Source organism: Dactylosporangium sp. CA-092794 (genome assembly GCF_050948465.1).
GTDB lineage: Bacteria > Actinomycetota > Actinomycetes > Mycobacteriales > Micromonosporaceae > Dactylosporangium.
This window is the reverse complement of record NZ_CP192044.1, coordinates 11,409,463-11,435,247: the sequence shown is the minus strand read 5'-3', so window position 1 is coordinate 11,435,247 and position 25,785 is coordinate 11,409,463. Positions and strand designations below refer to the sequence as shown.

At 71.5% G+C, this 25,785-nt stretch carries 18 protein-coding genes and 1 pseudogene; 9 read left to right on the top strand and 10 right to left on the bottom strand.

The window, feature by feature from the left end; translation table 11 throughout:
- Positions 1–5: 5 nt before the first annotated feature.
- Genes ACQPXD_RS49410 through ACQPXD_RS49400 form a run of 3 tightly spaced genes read left to right on the top strand, consistent with a single transcriptional unit; the run spans position 6 to position 4,438 of the window.
- The gene (locus ACQPXD_RS49410; protein ID WP_432831003.1) at positions 6–2,417 is read left to right on the top strand and encodes an Eco57I restriction-modification methylase domain-containing protein; all 2,412 of its coding nucleotides are present in this window, start codon (positions 6–8) and stop codon (positions 2,415–2,417) included.
- Entirely contained in the window at positions 2,399–3,916 is a 1,518-nt protein-coding gene (locus tag ACQPXD_RS49405) for a protein kinase domain-containing protein (protein ID WP_432831001.1), read from the top strand. The genes ACQPXD_RS49410 and ACQPXD_RS49405 overlap by 19 nt, the downstream gene beginning before the upstream one ends.
- Before the next feature lie 18 nt (positions 3,917–3,934).
- Positions 3,935–4,438, top strand: coding sequence for a hypothetical protein (locus ACQPXD_RS49400; RefSeq protein WP_432830999.1), 504 nt, complete (start codon positions 3,935–3,937; stop codon positions 4,436–4,438).
- A gap of 9 nt (positions 4,439–4,447) precedes the next feature.
- On the opposite strand, the gene ACQPXD_RS49395 is transcribed toward ACQPXD_RS49400, so the two are convergent.
- On the bottom strand, positions 4,448–5,422 hold the full coding sequence (locus tag ACQPXD_RS49395) for a hypothetical protein (protein ID WP_432830997.1): 975 nt from the start codon (positions 5,420–5,422) through the stop codon (positions 4,448–4,450).
- Between the two features lie 196 nt (positions 5,423–5,618).
- Here ACQPXD_RS49395 and ACQPXD_RS49390 point away from each other — a divergent pair, with 196 nt between their 5' ends.
- Positions 5,619–6,896 (top strand): hypothetical protein, encoded by a 1,278-nt coding sequence (locus ACQPXD_RS49390; RefSeq protein WP_432830996.1) that lies wholly within the window; start codon positions 5,619–5,621, stop codon positions 6,894–6,896.
- A 1-nt stretch (position 6,897) separates the two neighbouring features.
- Here ACQPXD_RS49390 and ACQPXD_RS49385 read toward each other — a convergent pair whose 3' ends face one another.
- Both ACQPXD_RS49385 and ACQPXD_RS49380 read right to left on the bottom strand, forming a co-directional pair.
- Entirely contained in the window at positions 6,898–9,834 is a 2,937-nt protein-coding gene (locus tag ACQPXD_RS49385) for a CHAT domain-containing protein (RefSeq protein ID WP_432830994.1), read from the bottom strand.
- On the bottom strand, positions 9,815–12,001 hold the full coding sequence (locus ACQPXD_RS49380; protein WP_432830992.1) for a CATRA conflict system CASPASE/TPR repeat-associated protein: 2,187 nt from the start codon (positions 11,999–12,001) through the stop codon (positions 9,815–9,817). Before ACQPXD_RS49380 ends, ACQPXD_RS49385 begins: the two co-directional genes overlap by 20 nt.
- Before the next feature lie 238 nt (positions 12,002–12,239).
- Here ACQPXD_RS49380 and ACQPXD_RS49375 point away from each other — a divergent pair, with 238 nt between their 5' ends.
- Positions 12,240–12,689 carry a hypothetical protein gene (locus ACQPXD_RS49375; protein ID WP_432830990.1) on the top strand — a complete coding sequence of 150 codons (450 nt, stop codon included), beginning with the start codon at positions 12,240–12,242 and terminating at the stop codon, positions 12,687–12,689.
- Between the two features lie 86 nt (positions 12,690–12,775).
- Here the strand turns inward: ACQPXD_RS49375 and ACQPXD_RS49370 are convergent, their stop codons facing one another.
- The 7 genes and pseudogenes from ACQPXD_RS49370 to ACQPXD_RS49340 all read right to left on the bottom strand — a co-directional run bounded on the left by ACQPXD_RS49370 (position 12,776) and on the right by ACQPXD_RS49340 (position 21,506).
- Complete coding sequence (locus ACQPXD_RS49370; RefSeq protein ID WP_432830988.1) at positions 12,776–15,877, bottom strand: CHAT domain-containing protein; 3,102 nt, start codon at positions 15,875–15,877, stop codon at positions 12,776–12,778.
- A gap of 586 nt (positions 15,878–16,463) precedes the next feature.
- A pseudogene (locus ACQPXD_RS49365) lies at positions 16,464–16,577 on the bottom strand (site-specific integrase); the annotation flags it as partial.
- Between the two features lie 35 nt (positions 16,578–16,612).
- Complete coding sequence (locus ACQPXD_RS49360) at positions 16,613–17,923, bottom strand: ABC transporter substrate-binding protein (RefSeq protein WP_432830986.1); 1,311 nt, start codon at positions 17,921–17,923, stop codon at positions 16,613–16,615.
- Between the two features lie 8 nt (positions 17,924–17,931).
- Positions 17,932–19,041: a branched-chain amino acid ABC transporter permease gene (locus tag ACQPXD_RS49355; RefSeq protein ID WP_432830984.1), complete on the bottom strand. Its 1,110-nt coding sequence runs from the start codon at positions 19,039–19,041 to the stop codon at positions 17,932–17,934.
- On the bottom strand, positions 19,041–19,994 hold the full coding sequence (locus tag ACQPXD_RS49350) for a branched-chain amino acid ABC transporter permease (RefSeq protein ID WP_432830982.1): 954 nt from the start codon (positions 19,992–19,994) through the stop codon (positions 19,041–19,043). Before ACQPXD_RS49350 ends, ACQPXD_RS49355 begins: the two co-directional genes overlap by 1 nt.
- A gap of 22 nt (positions 19,995–20,016) precedes the next feature.
- Complete coding sequence (locus ACQPXD_RS49345; RefSeq protein WP_432830980.1) at positions 20,017–20,748, bottom strand: ABC transporter ATP-binding protein; 732 nt, start codon at positions 20,746–20,748, stop codon at positions 20,017–20,019.
- Positions 20,745–21,506, bottom strand: coding sequence for an ABC transporter ATP-binding protein (locus tag ACQPXD_RS49340; protein WP_432830978.1), 762 nt, complete (start codon positions 21,504–21,506; stop codon positions 20,745–20,747). Before ACQPXD_RS49340 ends, ACQPXD_RS49345 begins: the two co-directional genes overlap by 4 nt.
- Positions 21,507–21,939: 433 nt before the next feature.
- Between ACQPXD_RS49340 and ACQPXD_RS49335 the strand changes: the two genes are divergently transcribed.
- From ACQPXD_RS49335 to ACQPXD_RS49320, 4 genes are read left to right on the top strand one after another with little or no spacing between them, the layout of a single operon-like run.
- On the top strand, positions 21,940–22,713 hold the full coding sequence (locus tag ACQPXD_RS49335; RefSeq protein WP_432830976.1) for an HpcH/HpaI aldolase/citrate lyase family protein: 774 nt from the start codon (positions 21,940–21,942) through the stop codon (positions 22,711–22,713).
- A 2-nt stretch (positions 22,714–22,715) separates the two neighbouring features.
- Positions 22,716–23,231: a MaoC family dehydratase gene (locus ACQPXD_RS49330; RefSeq protein ID WP_432830974.1), complete on the top strand. Its 516-nt coding sequence runs from the start codon at positions 22,716–22,718 to the stop codon at positions 23,229–23,231.
- Complete coding sequence (locus ACQPXD_RS49325) at positions 23,228–24,235, top strand: amidohydrolase family protein (RefSeq protein WP_432830972.1); 1,008 nt, start codon at positions 23,228–23,230, stop codon at positions 24,233–24,235. Before ACQPXD_RS49330 ends, ACQPXD_RS49325 begins: the two co-directional genes overlap by 4 nt.
- Positions 24,232–25,776, top strand: a complete 1,545-nt coding sequence (locus ACQPXD_RS49320; protein ID WP_432830970.1) for an AMP-binding protein — start codon at positions 24,232–24,234, stop codon at positions 25,774–25,776. The genes ACQPXD_RS49325 and ACQPXD_RS49320 overlap by 4 nt, the downstream gene beginning before the upstream one ends.
- Positions 25,777–25,785 lie beyond the last annotated feature (9 nt).

Below are 25,785 nucleotides of genomic sequence, written 5' to 3'. Positions count from 1 at the left end.
GCCCGGTGAGCCGGGCGGCGTTCACCGACGCGGTCCGCAGGGCGGTCGAGGGCCTGGCCGGCCCGGAGGCGGCCGAGACACCGGAGGTGTACCGCGGCGCCGTCGCCACCGCGATGCGCGTCGTCTTCCGGCGCTTCGCCGAGGCGCGCGGCCTGCTGCCGGAATCCGACGACCGCGCCCTGCCGCCCCCGCTGCGCGCCATCCCGCGGCTCGAGGCCGGCGCCCTCGACGTGGAACGGCTCGGCCAGGTGTACGAGAGCCTGCTGTCCTCGGCGCTGCGCCGGAACACCGGCGCGCACTACACGCCGCGGTACCTCGCCGAGGAGGTGGTGGCGGGCGCGCTGGAGCCGCTCGTCTACGCGCCCGGGCCGCTGCAGACCGCCGACCGTGCCCGGTGGCGGCGCCGGTCCAGCGCGGACATCCTCGCCCTGAACGTGGCCGACATCGCGATGGGCTCGGGGGCGTTTCTCGTCGCCGCCGCACGGTACCTCGCGGATCACCTCGTCCAGGCGTGGTCCGCCGAGGGGGTGCCGGCCGACGGCGCCGAGGCCCGGCGGCAGGTCATCGAGCAGTGTTTGTACGGCGTCGACATCGACCCCACCGCCGCCGAGCTCGCCAAGCTGTCGTTGTGGCTGCTGGCAATGGGTCCCGGGCGGCCGTACCCCTTCCTCGGCAACCACCTGATCGTGGGCGACTCGCTGCTCGGCATCACCAGCCTCGATCAGCTCGGGCCGGTGGAGCCGGACGGGCGGATGGGCCGGTTCGCCGACCTGGTGGCGGGCGCGGTCCTCGCGACCGGCGGGCGCGACGGCGGATACGCGGGGGCCGCCGGACTCGTCCGGGAAGTGGTGCGGCGCGGCGGCGAGCCGGAGGCGGCCCGGACGGCGACCGACCGGACGCCCGGGGCCCTCGACCGGCGGCCCGTGCACTGGCCGCTGGCCTTCCCGGAGGTGTTCGCGCGGGGCGGCTTCGACGCCGTCGTGGGCAACCCGCCGTTCCTCGGCGGCCAGAAGCTCACCGGCGCGCTCGGTACCGCCTACCGCGAGATGCTGGTCAACACGGTCGGCCGCGGGGCGCGCGGCAGCGCCGACCTGGTCGCCTACTTCGCGCTGCGCGCCCACGACCTGCTCGGCGCCGCCGGCCAGACCGGCCTCATCGCGACGAACACCCTGGCACAGGGCGACACCCGGGAGGTCGGCCTGGAGCGGATCGTCGCCGAGGGCGCGGTCATCCGGCAGGCGGTCCGGAGCCGGCGCTGGCCGTCGCGGTCCCCGGTGCTCGACTACTGCGCCGTCTGGACGACCCGCCAGGCGCCCGCCGCGACCGCGCGCTGCCTCGCCGACGGCGTGCCCGTCGAGCGCATCACGCCGTCGCTGGAGGCCGCGTCCCGGGCCCGGGGCGTCGCGCACCGCCTCGCCGCCAACGCCGGCCTGAGCTTCCAGGGCTCGAACATCCTCGGCCTCGGGTTCACCGTGGCGCCGGACGGGGCGGCGGAGCTGATCCGCAAGGACGCCCGCAACACCGAGGTGCTGTTTCCGTACCTCAACGGCCACGACCTCAACCTGCGGCCGGACTGCACCGCGAGCCGCTGGGTGGTCAACTTCCACGACTGGACCGAGGAGCGGGCGCGGGCGTACACCGACTGCTACGGCCGGGTGCGCCGGCTGGTCCGGCCGGAACGGCTCAAGGTGACCTTCAGCCGGGGCGCCCGCGAGCGGTGGTGGCTCTACGAGCGGCGCCGGCCTGAGCTGTACGCGCAGATCGCGGGCCTGGCCCGGGTCGTGGCGATCGCGCTGGTGAGCCGGACCGTCATGCCGGTCATGGTGCCGACCGGCCAGGTGTTCTCACACATGCTCGGCGTGTTCGCCACCGACGACACCGCGCTGCTGGCGCTGCTGTCCAGCGCGCCGCACTACTGGTGGGCGGCGGGGCGGGCCTCGACGATGAAGACCGATCTGCGGTACACCCCGTCCGACGTGTTCGAGACCCTGCCGCTGCCCGAGCCCACCCCGCGGATGCGGGCGCTCGGCGACCGGCTCGACCGCCGGCGCCGGGACATCATGGGCGCCCGCGGCACGGGGTTGACAGCGACGTACAGTCTGGTCAATGACGCCGCCTGCACGGACGGCGACATCGTGGAACTCCGGCGGATCCACCGGGACATCGATGTGGCCGTCTGTGCGGCGTACGGCTGGGACGAGCTGCTCCGGCAGGGCCTCGGCCACGGGTTCCACCGGACCGGCCGGCACGTGCGCTACACCGCCGGCCCGGACGCCCGGCGGGAGATGGTGGACCTGCTGCTGGAGCTCAACCACCGCCGCTACGCCCGGGAAGCGGCGGACGGGTTGCACGGCAAGAGGAAGGCACGGCGGCTCGCGCCGACGAACCTGGAGAGGCTGTGGCTGCGCACACCGTGATCAGCGGGCGGTACGAGCTGGAGGCGCTGCCGGTCGCCCGGGGCGGCATGGGGGAGGTGTGGTTCGGCCACGACACGCGGCTGGACCGCCCGGTGGCGGTCAAGTTCGTGCGATTTCCGGAGGGTACCCCGGACGAGCAGCTGACCCGCCGGTTCGTCCGCGAGTCGCGCATCGCGGCCCGGCTGGAGCACCCCGGTGTGCCCGCCGTCTACGACGCCGGTGTCCACGATGGACGCCCGTACCTGGTCATGCAGCGCATCAGCGGGGTCAGCGTGTCGGACCTGATCGCCGAGCAGGGGCGGCTCCCGGTCGGCTGGGCGGCCGCGATCGCCGCGCAGGCCTGCGCCGTGCTGTCCGTCGCGCACGCCGCGTCGCTGGTCCACCGCGACCTCAAGCCCGGCAACCTCATGCTGGAGCCCGACGGCGGGGTGAAGGTGCTGGACTTCGGGCTGGCCCTGGCGATCGACCTCACCGACTTCTCGAAGATCACCAACACCGGACAGGTGATCGGCACCCCCGCGTACATGGCCCCGGAGCAGATTCTCGCCGGGCTCAGCGGCCCGGCCAGCGACGTCTACGCGCTGGGCTGCACCCTGCACGAAATGCTCTGCGGCCAGCCGGTCTTCGCCGGCTCCACGACGTACACCCTCATGAACAAGCAGGTCGACGAGGCACCGACGCCCGTGCGCGCGCTGCGCCCGGAGGTGCCGGCGGAGGTCGACGAGCTGGTGCTGGCCATGCTGGAGAAGAAACCCGAGGACCGTCCCGCCGGGGCCGGCGAGGTCTTCGCGCGGCTCGTGCCGTTCGCCGTCGACCTGACGCCGCTGCCGGGCATTCTCCACCCGCCGTCGGCGCCCAGCCCGGCCCGGATGTACGCCACGGTGCTCGGCCGCGTCTTCGCCACCACCCCACCGTCGGCGGAGGAGCCCCCCGTCGCCGACCGGCCGCCGGCAACCGCGCCCGCGGACCTCGCGGAGGTGCGGGCCGAGGCCGACCGGCTGATCGGGCAGTCGCGCTACAACCAGGCCGCCGACCTGCTCGCCGGCGCCGTCGACCGGGCCGGCCACGCCGGCGACGAGGGGCTGCGGCAGGAGTATGCCGACGCACTCTTCGAAAGCGGCGACTACCACCGGGCGGCACCGGCCTACCGGCAGCTCGTCGACGACCTGACCGCGCAGCACGGCGCGGCCGCCCCGCCGGTGCTGGACTCCCGGCTGCGGGAGGCGACCTGCCAGGCGCTGCTCGGCCACACGACCGAGGCGCTGCGGCGGCTGGAGGCGTTGCTGGAGGACGAGCGCGCGGTGTTCGGCGACGACGACTCGCGGGTGCTGGACCTGCGCCGGCAGATCGGCCTGCTGCAGCTCGGCGCCGGGCAGCGGGCGGCCGCCGAGCGGACGCTGAGCGGCGTGCTGGACGACCTGCGGCGCCTGCACAGCGCCGGCCATCCGGCGGTCACCGGCACGGCCGAGCTTCTGGCGGGCCTCCGCCGTCCCGGTTAGCCCGTTACTATGCCGCCGATGAAGCTCCTACCGATCGTCGCCGGGGTGTCCGTCGCGGTGGCCGCCGCCGCGATCGTGGTCGCCGTCGTGGCGGTTCGTGGCCGCGCCGGCGATGACGCGGCCGCGGCCGGCGGGCAGACGGTCGCCGGGACCTGCCCCGCCACCTGGTCCGGCACCGCGGTCCGGGCGACGCGCACGGGCGCCCTCGTGCCGGAGGGGGCCCGCAGCGCACTGCTGTGCAGCTACCCGAATCCCGCCTACGCGCTCGCCGCGACCCGCCGCATGTCCGACGGCGCCGAGGATCTCACCGGCTACCTCAACCACCTGCCCACCGCCCAGGACCCGGGCACGCACTGCGCGCTCATCGCCAACACCGAGCACGTCATCGTCTTCGAATACGCGGGCCGCGAGCCGGCCGTCGCCTACGCCCGCAACTGCGCCTGGGACCTCGACGGCGCAGTCCGCTACGGCGGCGACATCCGCAAGGTCACCGCCTACTGGTCCGTCACCTTCCGCGACTGACCCGGCCCGTCATGCGGCCGGGAGCGCCCAAGCGGAAGACGGCTGAGCCGAGGGGCTGAATGCGCGGGAGGCCGATCCTGGGGACTCGTCTCGTAGGTGGTGGCCGGCGGCGAGCACTTCGTCGGCCACGAGCCGGGCGAAGGTGGCGCCGGCGCCGTCCGTCGCTGCCGGGGCGAGCCACCGCAGCGTGTGCAGCGGGGGCCGCGCCGGGTGGGCTTCCGGCTCGGTCGCGTCGACCAGTAGCAGGCACCGCGTGCCGGCCGGCACCGGTGCTCCGCCGAGCATCACGGACTGCGTAGCGACCCGCAGCCAGCCGATCGCCTCGTGTCCGGCTCCGGGGGGCGCCGGATCATCGGCGTCGGCCGGGCGGGACAGCAGCACCCGCGTCGCGTCCCAGGCGGCGGCGGTCAGGGCGGTCACCAGCGTCGCGACGTCGTCGAGGGACACCGGCTCGTGGCCCAGCCCGCGCCAGAACAGCAGCTCGTCGAGCACCGTGTCCGGCGCGCCGGTGTCCGGGCCGCCGGCGGCCTTGCGGACGACCTCCGCCGTGGCGGTTCGCAACAGCGCCATCGGCACGCCGGCCCGCACGACCGGGTCGGGGCAGAAGCGGCCGGCCGCCGGGGACTCGGCCAGGACCTCCCGCAGGACCCCGGGCGGCACCCCGATCACGTCACCGACGACGGCGGCCACCAGGTCGTCGACGGAGTGGTGCCGCCGCGCCTGTGCGGCGACCCGGCCGCCCCAGGCGAGGCGCGCCTGGGCCGGGCGGCCCGGCCACACCACCCGCAGCAGCGCCCGCACCCGGGCGTCGAGCACCAGCTCCTCGACCGTGCGGCCACCGTGGGGTACCACCAAATTGGTCACCTCGACAAACGTCGCCGGGTCGCAGCACACCTGGCCGACCGCGACGTCTCCGGCGATGACCCGCAGGCCCAACTCCGCATCTTCGGCACCGATCAGGTTTGCGGCCGGATTGAACAGCACTCGACACCTCCCGCACACGACGCAACACGGAAGTCGGCTATCCGGATATGACTCCGGAGTGTATGTGAATCATAACGGTCAGCAATCAGGCGGCGCTAGAGTGCCGGGAAACTACATTGGCCGATCTGGATGGAGTTGGCGCATGCGAAACGTGTCCGTTGTGCGAATGGGTGCCGACCGGCCAAGATTGCCTGTCATGGGGGCGCCGGAAGCGAGGTTCACCGCAGCGGTGCGGATGGGTTTCGTGATCGACGTGGCCGGCTACAGCGGCCGCTCCGCACGTGAGAAGGTCGACATCCAGCACCGCGTGTCCACCTTCGTCGACGAGGTACTGCGCGACTTCGACCTGCGCATCGCCGACACGCTGCACCACGGCACCGGCGACGGCATGGTCGTGTTCCTGCCGAGCGAGATGGAGGTGCACCGGGCGCTGGTCCGGCTGCTGCGCTCCGCCGCGGAGGCGCTCGCCGAGGACAACCGGCGCTACCGCGACCGGATGCGCCTGCGGATGGCGGTGGTGATCGGCACGCTCGGGCCCGCCGCGATCGGATTCTCCGGAGACACGATCGTGGAGGCCGGGCGGATGGTCGACAGCGACGTGCTGCGCCAGGCCCTGATCCGGCGCCGGGGGGCCGACCTGGTCGTGCTCGTCTCCGACACGCTGTACTCCTACGTGGTCGGCGAACGGCACTCCGGGCTGCGGGCCGCCGACTTCCAGCGGGTCGACGTGCACACGAAGGACTACCGCGGCGAGGCGTGGCTGTGGAACGGGCCGGCCGCGCCGGATGAGCCGGTCGCGGCGCCCGCGGGGCCGTATGCGCTGGCATCGCCGCACGCCTCGTCCTGCGTCATCGGCGTGCGGACCGGCCGGATCATGCGCGTCCACGACGTCGACATCTGGGTCAACAGCGAGAACACCGACATGGAGATGGCGCGCTTCAACGACTTCTCGATCTCGAGCATCATCCGCTACAACGGCGCCCGCCGCGACGCCGGAGGGCACGTGGTCGAGGACCTCGTCGGCGCCGAGCTGGCCAGGATCGTCGACGGGCCGCGGCCGGTCGCCCCCGGGTCGGCGTTCGTGACCGGCCCCGGCGCGCTGGCCGGCACCAACGGGGTTCGGTGGATCATCCACGTCGCCGCCGTCCACGGCGAGCCGGGCGCCGGCTTCCGCCAGGTCCGGCACGTCGGTGCCTGCGTCGGCAACGCCCTGGTGCACGCCGAGCGGCTCGCCGCGGAGTCCGGCTCGGTGCGCAGCATCCTGTTCCCGATGCTCGGCGCGGGCGGCGCGGGCGCCTCGCCGGGGCCGACCGCGACCGAGCTCGTCGACGCGGCCGTCGACCACCTGATCGCGACGCCCGGCACGCTGCTGCGCGGCATCTACTTCCTCGGCTACACCGACGCGGAGCGCATCGCCCTGGACCAGGTCCTCGGCCAGCATCCCGCCCTGCGGCCGGCGACGGCGGCGCCGTGAGTCACGGTCCGATGTGGACGTACGCGGCCCACGCGAGCGGCCGGCCCGGGTAGCGGGCCCGCAGCGCGCGGACGGCGTCGTGCAGGGCCCGTGGTAGCCGCTCGACGTCGTCGTGGTCGGCGAGGTCGCGGTAGACGTGCTCGGCGACCCGCAGCGCCGGTCGGTCGGCGACCGCCCACAGCGTGGCCACGACGTGCCGGTATCCCACGACGTGCAGCACCGACGCGAGGTGCACGGTCTCGTCGGCCAGCGCCGGGCTGGTACGGGCGGTCTCGCAGGCCGACAGGAACATCAGCTCACCGGCCACCGGCCGCAGCCGGATCAGCTCGCCGGCGGTGACCGGCGGCCCGCTGGCGCGGGCGATGCCACCGCGGGACGGATTGGTGAGGTCGGCGACGGCGTGACCGGCGACGTGCACCCGTGGGTAGCCGGCCAGGGTGCGCGGGTCGAGGTCGGCGGTGACGACGCGGCCGGGGAAGAGCCCGGCCAGCAGCCGTCCCTCGGCGGCCGCGGCCGGCAGGGCGTCGTCCTCCGGCGCGACGACGAGCAGTTCCCCGCCCCCGTGACCCTCCGGCGCCACCCGGCGGGCATTGGCCAGGGCCCGCAAATTCGGCGTGGTGGAGCTGACGACGCAGTCGAGCACCGAACCGCGGCCCGCGCGACCGGCGGCGTGCAGCGGCAGGATCGCCAGCAGGCCGGTCGGGCACCACCACAGCCGCGGCGGCGGCCCGTCACCGGTGGCGCCGATCCGGCGCAGGACCGGCTCCGCCACCACGTCCCACAGCCATCCCAGGACCTCCTCGGCGGCGCCGTCGTCGCGGGCGTCGACGGCGCCGAGGAACCGCTCCGCCATCGCGTGCACCGTGCCGGGGTCCACGGCCGGCAGCGGCTCGACGACGACATCCTCCCCCGTCAGCAGCAGCGCGTCGCTGCGGAATCGGCTCACGTTGAGCATCGCGACCGGCCCGGCGAACGATCCGCCGGCGGCGCCCGGCGCCGACGCGCCGGGCGGGCCGTCCGGCAGGGCGTGGGCGAGGACGATGCCTCGTCCCTGTTCGAGGAGGCGTACCGCGGCCGGCACGTCACCGGCCTGCAGCGCGCACGCCGCGGCATCGGTTGCCACCCCGCCCAGCCGGGTCAGCTCGAACTCCTGGTCCTCGCGGGGCAGGTCGCGCGGTGACACCGCACCCAGCAGGCGGACCGCCGCGGTGTACCCGGCCAGGGCCTCCGCCCACCGCCCGGCCGCCGCGGCCCAGTACCCCCAGCGCACGGCGGCCCGGACCCGGACCTCCACCGGCCCTGTCTCGGCCAGGGCCGCCCGGCTCGCGTCGGCGATCGCCCGGTCGAGGTCGTCGCCCGGCCCGGCGCCGGCCTGGAAGCGGGCCATCCGCGCCGCCGCCAGATTGGCCAGGCACGCCGCGCGGTGCGGAGCGTCCGCGGCGCACGCGTCGACGGCCTCCTGGTGCACGGCGATCGCCGCGTCCACGTCACCCCGGGCCCGCATGGCGTTGCCGAGGTTCGACAGGTAGTAGGCCCGCCGCCGGTGATCGCCGCCCGCCCGCGCCGCCGCCCGGGCGCAGTCGACCGCCCGGTCGAGCGCGTCGCCGCCGCGGTCCGCCCGGGTCAGCAGCGCGTCGCCGAGGTTGGACAGGCGCCCCGCCAGGTCCGGGTCGCCGGCGCCGGTGGCGTCGACCGCCGCGGACAGCCCGGCGATCGCGGCGTCGAGGTCACCCGGCACGGCCCGGCGCACCGACCGCACGTGCCGGGCGAGGCCGAGGTTGGTCAGCGCGGCGGCCCGGTCGGGGTGGCCCTCCGGCAGCGCCGCGACCGCGACCGCGCCGGCCTCGACGGCCCGGTCGAGATCGGCAGAGTTGCCGGTGTACCGGAAGCGCGCCCGCAGCACGTTGCACAGCCCGGAATGCACGCCCGACCGGACGGCGTCCGGGACGTCCGGCACACTCGCCGCCGCCTGCGCCGCTTCGCCGGCCGCGTCGAGGTCGCCGGCCCGGCCGGTGTCCTCGAAGGCCACGAACAGCGCGGCGGCCAGGTTGGCCAGGTGCGCCGCCCGCCGCGGGTCGCCGGAGCCCGTCGCGGCCACGGCGGCCCGGTGCGTGCCGATCGCGGCGTCGAGGTCCCGCCGGTCTCCGGTCCACTCGTAGCGGTAGGTCAGCGCCACGCCAAGGTTCGACAGCCGGTCGGCGCGGCCGCCGGCGTGTGCCCGCCCCAGCTCGATCGCCTCGTCGAGGTCGGCGAGGTCGCCGGTGTGCCGCGACCGGCGCCGCAACGCCACCGCGGTGGCCGCGGCCGGCCTGGCCCGGCGCGGGTCGGCGCGGTCGAATGCCGCCACCGCCCGCCGGCCGAGCGCGACCGCCTCGGCGATGCCGTCGGCGCTGCGGGTGAGCTCCGCCAGCTCCTGAACCGCCATCGCCAGGTTGGTGAGGTTCATCGCGTACTCGGGATCGGCGCTGCCGGTGTGCGCGACGATCCGGCGCAGCAGTCCCACGGCGATCTCGGCGGCGGCGGTGTCCCCGGTCCGCTTGACGTGGTCCATCAGGGCCATGGCGGGCCCCTGGGCGGCGTCCGTGGGGCGGAGCGGGCCGGCGCCGACGGTCGCGAAGTACTCGGCGATGTCCTGCGGCACCCGGGCCGGATCGGCGCGCCAGACGGGCTCGAGCAGGGCCAGCGCCGGCACGAGGTCGTCGTGGTCGGCGTCGTCGGGCTGATGCAGGCTGCGGCACCACAGCAGCAGGCCGCAGGCCCGGGCCGCGTCGAGGCCGACGTCGTCGGCGTCGAGCAGCGCGCCGACCTCCTTGAGCGCGTCGACGGACAGGATGGCGTCGACGTCGTCGGCCGCGTAGCGGCGCAGCCGGGCTCGGACGGCCTCGTACAGGCGGTCCCGGTCGCCGGGGTCGACCGCGTCAGATCGGGTCGACGCCACCGGTATGCCCACCGTGCGGGTCGAGGGGCGGGCACGCCTCGAGCAGCGAGCGCACGTAGGCCGCCGCCGCGGCCGCCGCGTATCGGCGCCACACAGCGTCGATCCACCGGTCGGCGTAGTCGCTGATGCCCCGCACGACGAACCAGTCGCGGCCGTCGGAGTGGCCGGCCCGGCCGATGCCGGTGCCCTCCATCTCGATGGCGCGCAGGTTGTGGCGCCGGGCGACGGTGTCACGGAACACGGCGTTGCGCACCGAGCGGTTCGAGCTGCCGATGCGCCCCTCGTGGATCTTCGGCCGGTCGGCCCGGTGCCCGGAGCGCGCCGGGTCGGGGTGCGCGACGACGGTGGCGTCGTCGCTGTCGTCGGAGAACAGCACGTCGGTACGGGCATCCGGGCGGCCGTCGCCGGGCAGCCGCTCGACGAGCCGGTCGAGGTGCCCCTCCCACGGCCGTTCCCCCCGGTCCGCGCCGTCCGCGAGGCGCTTGACCCGGCCGGCGAGCAGCCCCGAGCGGCGGGGGAACTCCTGGCGGCGTTCAGGGCCGGTGGCCCGGTCGACGATGTGGTCGAAGTCCACAACGTTCCAGGTCCCGGCCACGATGTCGCCGAGCCGAACGTGGTTGTCCGGGTCCTTGGGGGCCGGCACGCCCCCGGCGATGCCCACCATGACGATCTGGTCCACCGTGCGAAAGCTCCGCACGAGATTCGCCGCCCCGTGCGCCGCCGCGTCGGTGCCCGTCTCGGCGAGCATGGTCAGCACCACCGCGTGCGGCCGGGCGGCGTCGGTGCTGGGCACGGTACCGGTGACATACACCGCCCGGTCCCCGGCGACGTCCAGGGGGACGGGATCGTCGATGAGCGCCCGCATCGCGGTGAACTCTTCCTGCATGGCCGTGACCAGCCCGAACGTCGGCCCGATCGCTGGCCTGGCGGGGACGCTCCGTGCGGCCCGCATCGCATGCCGGTGGTCGTAGCCGAGCTGATCCAGCAGCGCCGCCGCGGCGGCGAAGTCGTCGGCGAGCGACCCGGTCACCGGCTCGGCCGGCCCGCCCGCGCCGTGCAGCGCGCGCGACATGTTGGTCCACGCGATCTTCACCGCGTCACGCAGGTCCTCGAGCCAGCCGACCGGCCGCTCATCGATCCGCGCCGCCGACGCTGCGCGCACCCGCCGCGCATGCCGGACCTTCGCGGCGTTGAGCAGGAACAGCGTGAACGGTGTCGGCTCGGCGTCGCCCCGGCTCCACACCAGGGCGCTGAGCGCCGCCTCGTCCGCCCCGAGCACGACCAGCCGGCGCGACCGCGCGTCCCCTCTCGGCGGCAACCGCCACAGCGCGCAATCACCCACGGCGGTGCCGTCCTGCTGCCAGAAGTCGTCGACGGTGGGCGGCAGCGCGCCCGTCACCTTCCGCGCTGACAGTGCTGTGGCGTCCGGTGTGTTTTCGACGGTACCCCCGAAAATCATGACGACACCCGTGAGTGCCGGGTCGTCGGCGCCTCCGGTCGCGGCTTCCCACCGGGCGGCCCATTGCGCCCAGGTCGTGTCGTCGCGCGCGGCCGCGACGGACAGCACGACGTGGTCGTGCTCGCGCCGGACGATCGCCTGGAAGCCATCCGGGCTGCCCGCGGCGGCCGCGGCCGCGCCGTCCGGGATGTCGTCCGGCAGCCGCGCCGGCAGGCGCAGCCCGTCGATCGGTTCGGTGGCGCCGAACTCGGCGGCACACACGTCCCACAACTGCCGGACCAGCCGCTGGGCCGCGTCGGCGTGCTCCCCGACGACCGGCGCGAACACGTGCACGAAGAAGTCCTGCTTGACCAGCCCCTCGGTGGCGGTGTCGGCGCGCGACGGCAGCACGACCGGGGCGGCCGGCTGCGCAGGCTGACCGCCGAGGGCCTGCACGAGGTGATTTCGCAGCAGGTACACCGGAGGCGGCGGCGGAACCAGGGGCGTCGATCCCAGCAGGGTGTACCGCAGGGGGCTGGCCAGCTCGAGCTCGGCCGTCGCCTCGGCGAGGGCGGCCGGATCGCGCTCATCGACCGCCCGGCCCATCCGCTCGATGATCGCCGCGATCGCCGGCCAGCGCCCGGCCGGCATCCGCCACTGCGGCACGTCACCGAGCACCGCGAGCGCGTCGACCGTGTCCGGATCCGCAGGCAGTTCCTCGGGCCGCATGACCCGACTGTACCGAGGCCCTACGGGCCGATGGTCCGGGCCAGGTTGGAGCGCGATGCGGTGGTGGCGGACCTCGACGGAGCCCGTCACGCGGTGCCCATTGGACAGCAGCAGCACCCGGTGGGGGGAGTCTCGTCGAGCGCTGGTCGATCTGGGCCGGCCCATCGACACGAGCCGGAGGCGCGGTCCCACGGACCCGGTACTGCCGAAACACCTGATGGTCATCGATACTGGGTCAGTGCGGAGGTGGTGGGCCGTCCAGGCAGCGGCCGTCCTTGTGCTCGGCCTCGTCACCGGGTTCTTTCCGGGCAGCTCGACCCGGGTGACCGTCGAACGCTGCCATGTGCAGGCCGGCGACTACACGCCGGACGTGGTCTGGTGCACCGCGCACTGGAAGACTGCGGGGTTCACGGTCACCGGCCGGGTTCACGGGGTCGACACGTCCCCTGGCCCGGTCTGGCACGGTATCGGCTACGAGGGCGGCTGGTACGTCTCCGAGCCGCCGGACGCTCTCCGGCAGCTGCCGGCGGTCGCGGTGCCAGGCGCCGCGGCGGTCTACCCGGCGCTCGTCTGGCCGGTCCGGGTCTTGTTCGGCCTTGCGGTGATGCTGCTCATCGGCCTGGCGAGCCGCAGGCTGTACCTCGGGTACCTGCGAAAGGCGCCCGCGCGAGAGCATCATCCTGCGTAAAGCCACGCCCGCGACACCTCACTTGCCGGCAAAACCGCGGACATGCCTCGCCGAACAAACCCCTGCCGGGCGGTGCGCCCGAGGGCCTACGGGCCGATGTGCATGTGCGCGGCCCACGGGTGCGGGTTGCCGGCGTACCGGTCGCGGAACGCGCGGACGGTGCTGTGCACGGCGTGCGCCGGTGGGTTGCCGGGCTGGATGGCCGTGTAGATGCCGGTGGCCAGCCGCATGCCGATGAAGTCGTTGACGCTCCACAGCGTGGCGATCACGTGCGGATATCCGGCGAGCTGGAACGCGGAGCCGAGGTGAATGCTCTCGTCCAGCAGGCGCAGCGATCCGATGCCGGTGGTGCAGGCGGACAGAAAGGCCAGGTACGGCTCCTCCAGCCGCATCGTGAACAGCTCGTTCGCCCGCAGCGGCCGGTCGTGGAGCGCGAGGAAGCTCTGGGCGGGGTCGTCGTTGTCGGCGTACGCGTGGCACGCGAAGTGCGCCCACGCCGCGCCGGGCAGCAGCGACCGGACCCGCCGATGGGTGGCGCGGCGGCCGAGCAGCGGCGGCTCGGCGGCGCGGAGCTGGCGAGCGACCTGCGTCGCCTCCAGCTCGGCCCGGGTCAGCGGAGGCAGCCGGTCGTCGGCGGTGGTGTCGATGCCGACCGTGAGCACGGTCGTGGCGGCGGCGGCCCGGGCGCGCCGGGCGTCGGCCAAGGCCCGCACGCTGGGCGTGAACGATGACACGACCCGGTCCAGCACGGCCCGCCGGGTGGCCGGCGGGTCGCTGTGGTGCCCGGCCGCGTGCAGCGGGAGCGTGCTCAGCGGTCCGGTGGGGATCCACCAGATCCGCGGCAGGTCCTGCGGCGAGGCCTGATCGGACGCCGGACCGGTGTGGCCGAGCCGGTCCAGCACCGGGCCGGTGACCTTGTCCCACAACCAGGTCAGCACCCGCGTGAGCTCGTCCGGGTCTACCTCCTGGTCGGGCGCCGGCCCGAGCGCGGCGAGGAAGGCGTTCGCGTGCTCGAACGCGTCCTCGGCGGTCAGTTCCGGCAGCTCGAGGTAACCGGCGTCGTCGCGGGTCAGCCACAGCGCACCGCAGCCGTGCCGGGTGAGGATGATCGCCACGATCGTGCCCTCGCCGGCCGCCTCGTGCAGCGTCGCCATCGGCGGCGGCAACGCGAAGTCCTCGAATCCCGGCACCTGGCGGATCTCGTCCAGCAGCCGAGGCCACCGGTCGGCGGCCCGGCGCCGCCGCGCGATCATGTCCCGTTCCGCGCGCCGCGCGGCCGCCACCGTGTCGCCGCCGCCGGTGCCGCCCGGATCCGTGCCGGTGAGAGCCTCGCGGAGTTGGTGGTACTCGTCGGCGAGCCCCGCGTGGGTGTGCCCGAGGCGGTCGATGTCGGTGGTGTGGCGAGTTTCGAGTGCCTGGTTGATCAGGACGGTGCGGGCCTGCTCGAGCCGCTGCCAGGCGACGGTGCTGCGGCCGAGCGCGCCGAGCGTCGCCCGGGCGGCGTCGGCGCCGAGGTTCTGCAACTGGGCGAGGTGGTGCTGACGGTCCCGCGGGTCCAGTCCGTGGTCGACCAGGACGGGCAGCAGGCCGACGACGGTGGCCAGGGCGGCCTCGGCGGCGGCCCAGTCGCCCCGGTCGGCGGCGAGGGCGGCGGCCGCCCGCCCCGCCTGTGCGCGCTGCATCGGCGGCGCGGTGGGATGGTCGAGGGCTTCGCGGTAGGCCGCGGCGGCCCGGTCGCGGTCGAGCACCGCTCCGCCGTGCTCGAACCGGGCCCGCAGTGCGTCGGCGAGGTTGGACAGCCGCCCCGCCCGGTCGGGATGATCGGGCGGACTGGCGTCGACCGCCTGCCGCCCAACGGTGACCGCCTGGTCCAGGTCGGGCGCCGCCCCGGTGTGCGCGAACCGGATCCGCAGCACGGTGCCGAGGATGGACCGGTACCTGGCCCGGTCCGGGTGGTCGGCGGGGGTCGCCTCGACCGCGCCCCGCATCGCCGCGACGGCTCCGTCGAGGTCCGCCACCACCCCGCCGCGCTCGAACCTGACCCGCAGCGCCGCGCCGAGGTTGGACAACACCGCGGCCCGGGCGGGATCATCGTCCGGCGTCGCGGCGAGCGCCTCCCGCCCGTTGGCGACGGCCGCCTCGAGATCGACTGACGCTCCGGCGCGCTCGAACCGCCTCAGGAGGGCGCCGGCGAGATTGGAGCGGTACTTCGCCCCGTCGGGACGGTCCGGCGGGGTGGTGTCGACGGCGACCCGACCGGCGGCGATGGCCTCGTCCAGGTCGTCGGCCGCCCCGGTGCGCTCGTACCGGGCCCGCAACATCAGCCCGAGGTTGGACAGCATCGCCGCCCGCTCGGGATGATCGGCCGGCGTGCTGGCGACCGCCTCCCGGCCCACGGCGATGGCCCGCTCCAGGTCGGCCGGCGTCCCGGTGCGCCCCGCCCGGATCCGCAACGCGAAGCTCAGGTTGGTCAGGCGCCTGGCCCGGCCGGGATGGCCGGGCGGGGTGGCGTCGACCGCCTCCTGGCCGGCGGCGATGGCCTCGTCCAGGTCGGCCGGCGACCCGCCCCGCTCGAACCGGACCTGCAGCGCGGCACCGAGGTTGGACAGGTAGCCGGCCCGGCCGGGATCGTCGGCACCGGCGGCGCCGACCGCCTCCCGGCCGACCGCGATGGCCTCGTCCAGATCCTCCGTCACCAGGGTCCGCCCGAACCGCGTCTGCAGCGCGTTGCCGAGATTGGACAGGCGCCCGGCCCGGTTGGGATGGCCGGTCGGGGTAGCCTCGACCGCCTCACGACCGGCGTCGACGGCCTGCTCCAGGTCGGCCCGCGCTCCGGTGTGTTCGAAGCGCCTCCGCAGCGCGGTGCCCACATTGGACAGCAGCAGCGCCCGGTGCGGGTGGCCGGGCGGCGTCTCGTCGAGCGCCTCCCGGCTCGTGGCAATGGCCCGGTCCAGGTCGACCAGCGTCCCGGCGCGCTCGTACCGTGTCTGCAGCGCGTCGGCGAGGTCGCTCAGCAGCAGTCTCCGGTTCGGGAAGTCCGGCGGAAGCGCGTGTATCGCCTGCTCGAACCAGCCGACCGCCTGATCCAGCACCGCCACGTCGTCCGCGGCGCGCGGGTCACGCAGCAGTTCGACGGCTTGGTGGTACAGCCGGGCCGCGGTGCTTTCGGCATTCCCGTCGCTCGCCATACACAGATCATGCGGCCGGCCACGAATCCGGCATCGGCCGGGCGCGGTGCCGCCACAGGTGCCGTGGCGGTGCCGGACGGCTTCGTCCGCGTTGACGTCGATGACGGCACCGGAGTGGTGCTTGCGCCCGGTAAGACGTCGATCCGACTCTCCGCGAATCTTGCCCGGTGATCACCACATGTGGCGTCCGGACGGTGCCCGGTCTGCGCATCCCGACAGGCGGGCGCGGTCCGCGATCACGTCCCACCGGTCGGGCGCTACACGCTGGGCGGCACGGCGCAGGGACCGGAAGTCTCCGTGATCATGCGCAACTGGCGTCGACGCCAACGGTTTTTCATGATCGTGGAGTGGTGATGTACCCCTGTGTACCGAAAGTCTCCGGGATCATGGCAAACCCGTGGTGCGGCCACGGCGGGCATCATGATCACGGAGACATACGTCCGGCCCGGCCGCGCAGAGGGTTCGAATCCGGCTACCCCGGCCAAAGTAAGGCCCTGACCAGCAGGAGCGCCGATCAGGGCCTTTGACGATGTAGGGCGGTGGGCGGGGTAACCCATTCGAGGCCGGTATCGATGCGCGTCTGGCGTCACTGGCGGCGCACGTTCTGGGGTGACAGCGAGGTGTCTCGCCGCGCGTCGAGGGGGTTGTCGGCGGCGTCGGTTTTGGTCCAAGCCGGCCGGAAGAAGCCTTTGCTCTTGACGGGAGCAGAGTCGTAGGGCGGGCGGATCGCCGTCCTCAGTTGGCGCCGCTCTTGCCCTCTTCGTCGAACTTCTCACCGGTGGGCTTCTGCGTGTGACTGGCGGCGTCGTACTGGGTCATCTGCGCAGTCTCGAGGGCGTAAGCGTCGTTCGCTCCAGAGAGCTTCGCCGGCCCGATGGCCAGTGGTGCGGCGTAGTTCAGCGTCCACGCCGCATTCATCAAGCTCACTCGGGTGAGGCCACCCGGGCTGGCTGCCGCGGCGTTCAGCGCGGCGACGAAGAGCGTTGCGCAGTTGTATCCGGCTTGCACGTTGTTGTCGGCGGGGCTGACGCCGTTGCCGTACTTGCGCAGATCGGACTCGTATCGCGTGACTCCTTGCTCGGCGGACGCGCCCAAGGTCGGCGCCGTCGAAAGTGAGAACACCTTGTCACCCGCAGGGTCCACCGGCTTGAAGAACGAGTTGACCGACGAGCATGCGGTCGTGACGATGGTGATGCCCTGGTAGCCGCCCTGTGCCAGCCCCTGCATGAACTTGGAGCAGAAGGCGCCGCCGACGGCACCGATGACGACGTCTGGCCGCTTGCTCAAGATCGTGGTGATCTGGCTGGACACCGAGGTCGCGGTGGGATCGACTTTCTGCACGGTCGCCACGCTGAAGCCATCCGTCTTGGCGGCCTTGTTGACGCCGGTGGTGTACTCGCCGCCGAAGTCGTTGTTCAGGGCGAGCATCGCCACCGTCGCGCCGGGCTTGTGCGCCTTGATGTACTGCCCCCACATAGCCGACTCGGTGTTGTACGCGAGAATCCCGTTGGTGGTCCACGGGTGAGCGCCGAAATCGGCCGATATGGTGGGGTCCCCGGCCTGCACCCACAGCTGCGGGGTGCAGGTCTGCTCATGCAGTTTCTGGGTTGCCGCAACCGTCGGGGTGCCAACCTGAGCGACGGTGGCGAAAATCTGGTCCTGACTGATCAACTCGTTGTCGGCGACGACAGTCTTCGAAGGGTCGTATCCGTCGTCCTTGACGAGCAGCTTCAGCTTGTGCCCCGCCACGCCTCCGTCGGCGTTGACCGAGTCGAAGTACGCGCTGACTCCGGTGGCTACCGTCGACAGCGCGGCGAACGGGCCGCTCTGCGGCAGAACGATGCCCACCTTGATTTCCGCGCCGTCGCCGATCGCCTTCGTCGCGGAGGCGGGACAGTTCGTCGCCGAAACCGGACCGGCGCCGCCGGCGCCCGTGGTTCCGCCCGGCGCATCGGCGGAGTGCGGAGAGGAGGATTTGCATGCCGACGCCAGCGCAGCGCAAACGATCAGCGCTGATGCGATGGCGAGTTTGTTCTTGGGTAACATTCAGATTCCTAGCCTTTCGGAACGGTGTTGCTCGCTGCGTTTGCAGCCAGCGGTGGGACTTCGGATTTCGGACCGTGTGCCGAATGGGCCGGTGGCCGGGCGCGGACGAAGTTGGCGGTCAGGCGCCTCAGCCCGTCGGCGATACCACCGGGCATCACCAGAACCACGACGGCCAGCAGTGCGCCATAGAAGGCGACAGCGACCAGCGGTTCAGTGCGGTCGTTGAGCAGCGGTAGGTCCGAGCCCCAGTCGGTGGCGAGCACCGGCAACCAGATCACGAGGAACGCACCGAACAGCGGACCCCATCTGGTGGCGGTACCACCGATTACCAAGGCGGCCAGGATGCTGACGCTGGTGGTGAAGCCGCCGAGGTCGGGGGTTACGACCGGGACCGCCAGCAGGATCATTCCGCCGCCTACCGCGGCATAGCCTGCGCTGACGGCGAAGGCGCCGATCTTCCACGCCGCGGTGTTGACTCCGGACGCCGCGGCGGCGGTCTCCTGGTCACGTACGGCAACCAGCGCGCGTCCCACTCGGCTGCGCAGCATGTTGCCGGCCAGTACGAACATGACTGCGGCGACCGCGCTCAGCTCGAGGAACTTCCAGCCGGCCGGGGTGGCCGCCAAGGGATACCAGGACGGTGGGTCGGCCAAGACGTAGACGGGCAGGCCGTTCGGTCCGCCGGTGAAGCGACTGAGCTGATCCAAGTTGGCCAGCGTGGGGAATGTGACGGTGAGCGCAAGGGTGACCAGAGCGAGATAGAAGCCGCGGACACGGAGCGCCGGGATTCCGACGAGCAGGCCGGCCAGCAGTCCGACTACGCCGGATACCGGGAGCGCCGCCAGGAATGGCCAGTCGTATCGAGTGACCAATACCGCGGTGGTGTACGCGCCAACGCCATAGAACGCTCCGTGTCCCACGGAGATTTGACCGCAGAAGCCGCTGACGAAGTTCAGGCCCATCGCCGCCACGGCCATGGCGGCGACCTGGCAGAGGCTGACGAGCCGGTAGTCGGGCACCTCGGCGGCGAGGACGACAACGAGTGTCGCGAGTGCCACATACGACAGCCAGCGCAGCGCTCGTACCGCGGCCGGGGTTGTTGTGATCCGCAACCTCATCACACACGCTCCATGCGCTTGGCTCCGTAGAGCCCCTGCGGGCGTACGAGCAGCACGATGACGATGATCAGGAGCGCCATGAACAGGCTCAGCTCACCACCGATGAAGGAGAAGAACTGGGGCACCAGCGCTTCGACCAGCCCGACGATGAGCCCGCCCACGACCGCCCCGCCGGTGCTGTCGAGCCCGCCCAAGGTCGCTGCGGCGAACGCGTAGACGAAAATCGAGAACATCAGGTTGAAGTCGAGTGCGCCGCTCTGCTGTGCGACGAGTACTGCCGCAAGGGATCCGATCGCCGCCGACAAGCCCCAGCCGAGGGCCAGCATGCGACCGACGGGAATACCTACCAGGAATGCCGACTCGCGATTCGCGGCGACGGCGCGGTAGGCGAGCCCGAGCCTGGTGCGTTCGAGGACGAACCACAAGAGCGCTACGACGACGGCGAGGGTGACCCAGACGCCGATCGTCGAGTAGCGGATGAAGAAGAGCGGGTCGCCGTGAATCAGGTTGAACTGATCGTCGGCGTTGCTGGGGAAGGGTGTCGTCGGACGCAGCGGCTGCGTGCCCCATATGGCGGCATCGAGGGAGTTGAAGACCAGGAAGAGTCCGAGGGTCAGGATGACAACCGCGTAGCCACCCCGGCTTTGCAGCGGCCGGACCAGGGTGCGCTCGATGCCCGCGCCGAGTAAGAACGAGACCGCCATGACGGCCGGGATGGCCAGCCAGTAGGGCAGACCACCCTTTTCCGCCAGGGTGAATACGAGGAGACAGCCGAAGGTGGCCATCTCGCCCTGCGCGAAGTTCAGGTGGCCGGTGGTTCGGTAGATGATGACGATCGTCAGGGCGACCAGCGCGTAGATGGAGCCGTTGGCGAGGCCTTGGGACACCAGCTGCAGTACGAACGACCAGTGGAAGAAGTCGCTGTTGATCAGCGGTATCGCGTGGTGTGTCATGGAATATCCCTCAGCGGCCTGATCAGAAACCGAGATATGCACGCCGGACCTCGTCATGCGAGCGCAGCTCGGCGGCAGGCCCGTGAACGGCGATCTCTCCCCGTTCGAGGACGTAAGCACGATCGGCTACGTCGAGCGCGAGGTTCGCGTTCTGCTCGACGACGAGAATGGACGTGCCCGTCCGTTCGTTGAGTTCGGCGAAGCGGTGGAACAGGTCCTGGACGACGAGCGGAGCGAGCCCGAGGGACGGTTCGTCCAGCAGCAGCACCTTGGGCTCGCTCATCAACGCACGGGACACCGCGAGCATCTGCTGCTCGCCACCGGACAGTCCGCCGGCTCGCTGGTCGCGTCGCTCGTACAGCCGGGGAAATACCTCGTACCAATGCGCGATGCGGTCGTTGATGCCTTTGCGGTTCAGGAAGGAGCCGATGCGCAGGTTCTCTTCGACGGTCAGGTCGGAGAACGTGCCGCGACCTTGCGGTACGTGGGCGATTCCGCGCCGGACCACTGCTTCGGGGCGAAGACCGATGATCGACTGGCCGTCGAGCAGGATGCTCCCGCTGACCGAAACCATGTCCATTTTGGATATCGCGCGCAGCGTCGTCGTTTTGCCGGCACCGTTCGCGCCGAGCAGGACGACGATCTCGCCCGGCTCGACGGTCAGGTCCAGTCCGTGGATCACCGGCAGTTCGCCGTATGACACCCGGAGGTCCTTGATGTCGAGACGGCCGCGCTGGGTCGGCGACGGTGTCATGACGTCCCCAGATACGCCTGGACGACGGCCGGATCGCTGCGCACGACATCCGGCGCCCCGTCGGCGATCTTTCGTCCGAAGTCGAGCACCACAATCTTGTGTGACAGCCCCATGACCATCTGCATGTGGTGCTCGACGAGCAGCACGGCGAGGTCGTACGTGTCACGCAGCCGCACGATCAGTGCGCCCAGTTCCGCAACTTCGGCGTGCGTCAGTCCGGAGGCCGGTTCGTCAAGCATGAGCAGACGCGGCCGCGACGCCATCGCGCGGGCCAGCTCGACGATTTTCAACGTGCCGAACGGAAGCCCCGCGGCCACGTGATCGGCGACATCGGACAACCCGATGTCGTCGAGAATCTCGTACGCACGGTCGCGCTGTCGCCGCTCCTCCCGTGCGATGCCGAGCCGCAAGGCCGCGGTCACCCAGTTGCTGCGCGAGCCGGAGTGCATCCCGACCATCACGTTCTCGACGACGCTCATCGAGGCGAACAGGGCGAGGTTCTGGAACGTTCGCGCGATCCCGGCGCGGACGACCTTGTGCGGCGCAAGACGCAACACGTCCGAACCAGCGAACCGGATCGACCCGGACACCGGGTCGTACACGCGCGTCAAGCAGTTGAACATCGTTGTCTTGCCGGCGCCGTTGGGACCGATCAAACCGACGATCTGTCCCTCGTCGACGTCGAAGCTCACCGCGTCGAGCGCCACGACGCCCCCGAATCGCACGGAGACGTCGGCGACTTCGAGCAGAGGTGTCATTGAAGTGTCCTTCGCAGGGTCGGATCAAAAACCGAGTGCTCAGTAAACGTAGGCGAGATAGTAGACAGCATCGCGGCACGGCCGCAAGACGCCCGGTGACCAACCGTGAGCAGGTCGAAGCCTGCGGGATCGAGGTTCGTCGGCTCCCTGCCGCCCGGCGGCCGCCCCGACCTGCCGAAGGTCCCGCCCGGCCGCTGTCCTGGTGGTGACCCGCCAGGCGGTGCTGACCAGCGCCACCACCAGCACGGACACCCAAGTTGATCAACCAAAGGCGGGCACTGTCGGCACCGGCCAACCTGCACCAGGGCCTTGCGCCCGCGCCTCCGCTTTGCTCTACTGGCCAAATCCAAGTGAGCACTCGGTATCGGAGCCCATGTCCACTCATTCGTATCCAGCGCGCACGCTTCTGTACGTTCCGGCGCACCGTCGCCGCTTGCTGGACAAGGCACTGTCCGCAGTGACGGGCGCCGACGTCGTGGTCATCGACCTCGAGGACGGCGTACCTGCCGACCTCCGGCATGAGGCGATCGCGAACCTCTGCGGTCTCGATCCGCCGCCCGGCGCGCCGCCGACCCTCTGCCGGATCAGGGCCGGTTCCGAGCATCGAATCTCCGACGCGACGATCCTTCCGGCCTGGGTGCGAGGGGCGGTCCTGGCGAAGGCGGAAGACGTCGACGACATCGAGGTCGTCGCCCGAGCTCTACGGTCGCGGAACCCCGGTTTCGAGGTGTGGCTGCTGATTGAGAGCGCCCGCGGGGTCGAGAATCTGCCGGCGATGCTGCATGCCGGTGTCGACATCGACGGGGTGTTGCTGGGTGCCGGCGATCTTCGCGCCGATCTGGGTCTGTTCGACGACCTCGACCTCCGGCAGATCGATTTCGCGCGCAGCCGCCTCGTCTACGCATGCGCGGCCGCCGGTGTGCCGCACGTGGTCGACACACCGGAGGCTCAGATCGATCCCGACGACGCCTTCGTCCAAGCGGTCTACAACGCTCGCGGCCTTGGCTTCACCGGGAAGTGCGCGATCCACCCCAACCAACTTGAACCGATCCGAAAGGCGTTCGAGCCGAGCGCCGAGCAGATCGCGTGGGCGCACAGGGTCCTCGCGGCGGAGGACGGCGCCAGGCGACTCGGCACGGTCATGGTCGACGAGGCGACGAAACGAACAGCGCGCCGGCTCCTTGCGGCGGCTGAGCAAAGGAACTGACGATGGACACATTTGAGCGGGAAACACACGGCCGTTACCTCGAAGAGTTCGAGATCGGCGAGGTCATCCATCATTGGCCGGGACGGACGATCACCAGCTGGGAGAACCAGCAGTTCACATTGCTGACGGGCAACTCGTCGTCAGGCCATCTCGATGTGATCGATGCGCAGGAGCACGGCCACCGAGACATGCTGGTCAATGGCGGGTACATCGTGGCGTTGGTGCATGGTCTGTCCACGCGCATGTTGTCGAGTTCGCCGAAGGCCGTGGTCTTCGTCGGCATGACCGACGTGCGGATCATGAAGCCGACCTACCCCGGCGACACGGTACGGGTCTTCTCGAAAGTGCTCGACAAGCGGGAGTCGGCCTCGAAGTCGGATCGTGGCATCGTCACCGTCGAGACCTGGGGCATGAACCAGCGAGGTGAACGCATCGTCGAGTTCAAACGCGTCATCATGGTCTGGCGGCAGGGGCACGGGCCGGGAACACAGCAGCCGGTGTTCGGTCCAGAGCAGTGAGCGCACCGACCTTCACCGTTCTCGATGCGCATGTGCACATGTGGTTGCCCGAATACATCCCGGCGACGTTGCGGATGTCGTGGGCGAAGACTTCCGTGCTGCGTAAGGGAATGCCGCTCGACGCGGCGGCGGATGTGTACCCTCGGGTCAGCAGTGACATCGTGGATCCCGATGGCGCTCATCTCCTCACAGCGCTCGACCGCGCCGGCATCGGTCGCGCGATCATCATGGGGGTCGACTACGGCCCCGAGGCGTGGGCCGCTACCGAGGCGACCGCGACCGCGTTCATGGAGCGTCTCGACCGCGTCTGCCGTGACTCCGACGGGCGCCTCGCCTTCAACGCCGGCATCGACCCCCGCCGTCCCGAAGCTGTCGCGCATGCGCGTACCTACCTGCGCAGCGATGCCTGCCGCGGGCTGAAGTTCTACCCTCCGGCCGGCATCCGCGCGGATGAGAAGCACTGCTTCCCGCTGTACGAGGCCTTGATCGACGCCGACAAGACGGCTGTCTTCCACTGCGGTATCGGCCGGGGTTCGTTGCGCTGGGGAAACGCCTGGCCGATACATCTCGTCGGCGTGCAGGCTCGGTATCCCGAGCTGAAGATCGTCCTCGCGCACTCTGGTTACATGGCGTGGTTCGACGAGTGCGTCGCTTTAGCGGCGGCGCATCCGCGTACCTATCTGGAGCTTTCCTTGTGGGAGAAGGAGGCGCTCGCCGACGGGTCGCCTTTCCGGCCGATGCTCGAACGTGCCGTGCGTCTCGCGGGTGGCGACCGGATCCTGTTCGGTTCCGACACGATGTTCGGCGAGAGCCTTCGCGGCGTCGAGCAACTGGCCGCTTGGCGCGACTGGTTTCTCGACCTTCCCAAGGCGACCTCGAACCGCATCCCGGCCGCTACGGTCGAAGACATGCTGCGGCGTAACGCCGAAGAGGTCTACTTCGGCAACCGTTCCCCTCGGACCCCGTCGACCATCGGGGCGAACCTGGACGGAGCAGCGCGATGACCGGGCTGACCATGGGTGAGATCTTTACGTTCGGGCGACGCCGCTTCGCGGCTTCGACGGTGACGACGATCCGTAACGCGAGGCCGGTGGTGCTGACCTTCGCCGAGATTGCCGACCGTGCTGAACGTCTGGCTCAGGCTCTGCTCGATCGAGGTGTCGGTACCGGCGATGTCATTGTCACGGTCTGCCGGAACCACCATGAACACCTCGAGGTGCTGTTCGCCAGTCACTTGCTGGGCACCGTGTTCGCGCCACTCAATCCGCGCGCCGACAAGGCGTCGTTGGCCGCCATGGTGGAATCGTGCTCTCCGGCCGTGGTCGTCGCGGACGCCGACATGACCGCTCTCCTGGACGCCGGGCCGCTTGGTGATCGAGAAGTCGTTCGGCTTTCGGTTGCGCGGGCCGACGGATGGGACGACTACTCCGCGGCGATTGACTCCACCGGGCCACTGCGGGCACCACTCGCCGGGCCGGACGAGTCCGCACTCGCCGCGGTCCTGTTCACGGGCGGGACCACCGGGATACCGAAGGGTGCGACGTACACCCAGCAGGCGTTGTATTTGCACACGGTGTCCTACAGTTCCATTGCCACCTGTCCCTTACGACCGGACGACACCGTGCTCGCTCTGGTGCCGATCTGCCACGGTCTCGGTTGGAACCTGCCGCAGGTGTGCTGGCTCAGCGGCATCGACTTGGTCTTCATCGACGGCTCGCTGCCTGCGGACGTCATTCTGCGCACGGTCGAGCAGTTGAACATCACGGCTTCTTCCGCGGTACCAACCGTGTGGAATGACGTCGCCGCGCACGCGGCGACCGTGGGAGTCACCCATATCGGCGACCTACGGACGGTGGTCATCGGCGGAGCGATGACGCCGTCGGGTCTGCCGGCCCGCTTGCGCGAACTCGGAGTGACGACATACGTGGGCTGGGGAATGACCGAGACGCTGCCCGCCACGCTCTCACTCATGGACAGCCCGGTTCCCGGTGCGCCGATCGAGCCGGACGTGCGCACATCCCGGCCGAACATCGGGGTGCAGCTGCGAACCGAGCCGATTGCCGGCGACTCACGTGACGGCGGCGCTCTGCTGATCAGCGCTCCATGGGTGACTGGTCAGTATTTGGGCCTGCCTGCTCCGCAGAGCCGATGGTTCGACACCGGCGATATCGGCGAGGTCGGCGCCGAAGGTCAGATGACGATCCTGGGCCGGGCGAAGGAGATGATCAAGTCTGGCGGCGAGGCCATCTGGCCCGGGCCGATCGAGGACGCGCTGCTGCGTCACCCCGGTGTCGCCGGCGCTGCTGTCATCGAGATTCCTCACGAGCGGTGGGGCGGCCAACCGCTCGCGATCGTGCACCTGACGGAGCACGTCGACGCGAGCGAGTTGCGCTCCCTGCTCCTGGAGACGCTGCCGAAATGGCAGGTTCCGACCGTGTACGCCGTGGTGCCGGAAATCCCCCGCACCGCGGTCGGCAAGGCCGACAAACTGCTGCTGGCGACAATGCACGCGCAGGGCTCGCTCGACCTGCAGACAGCGGACTGACCGCGCGAG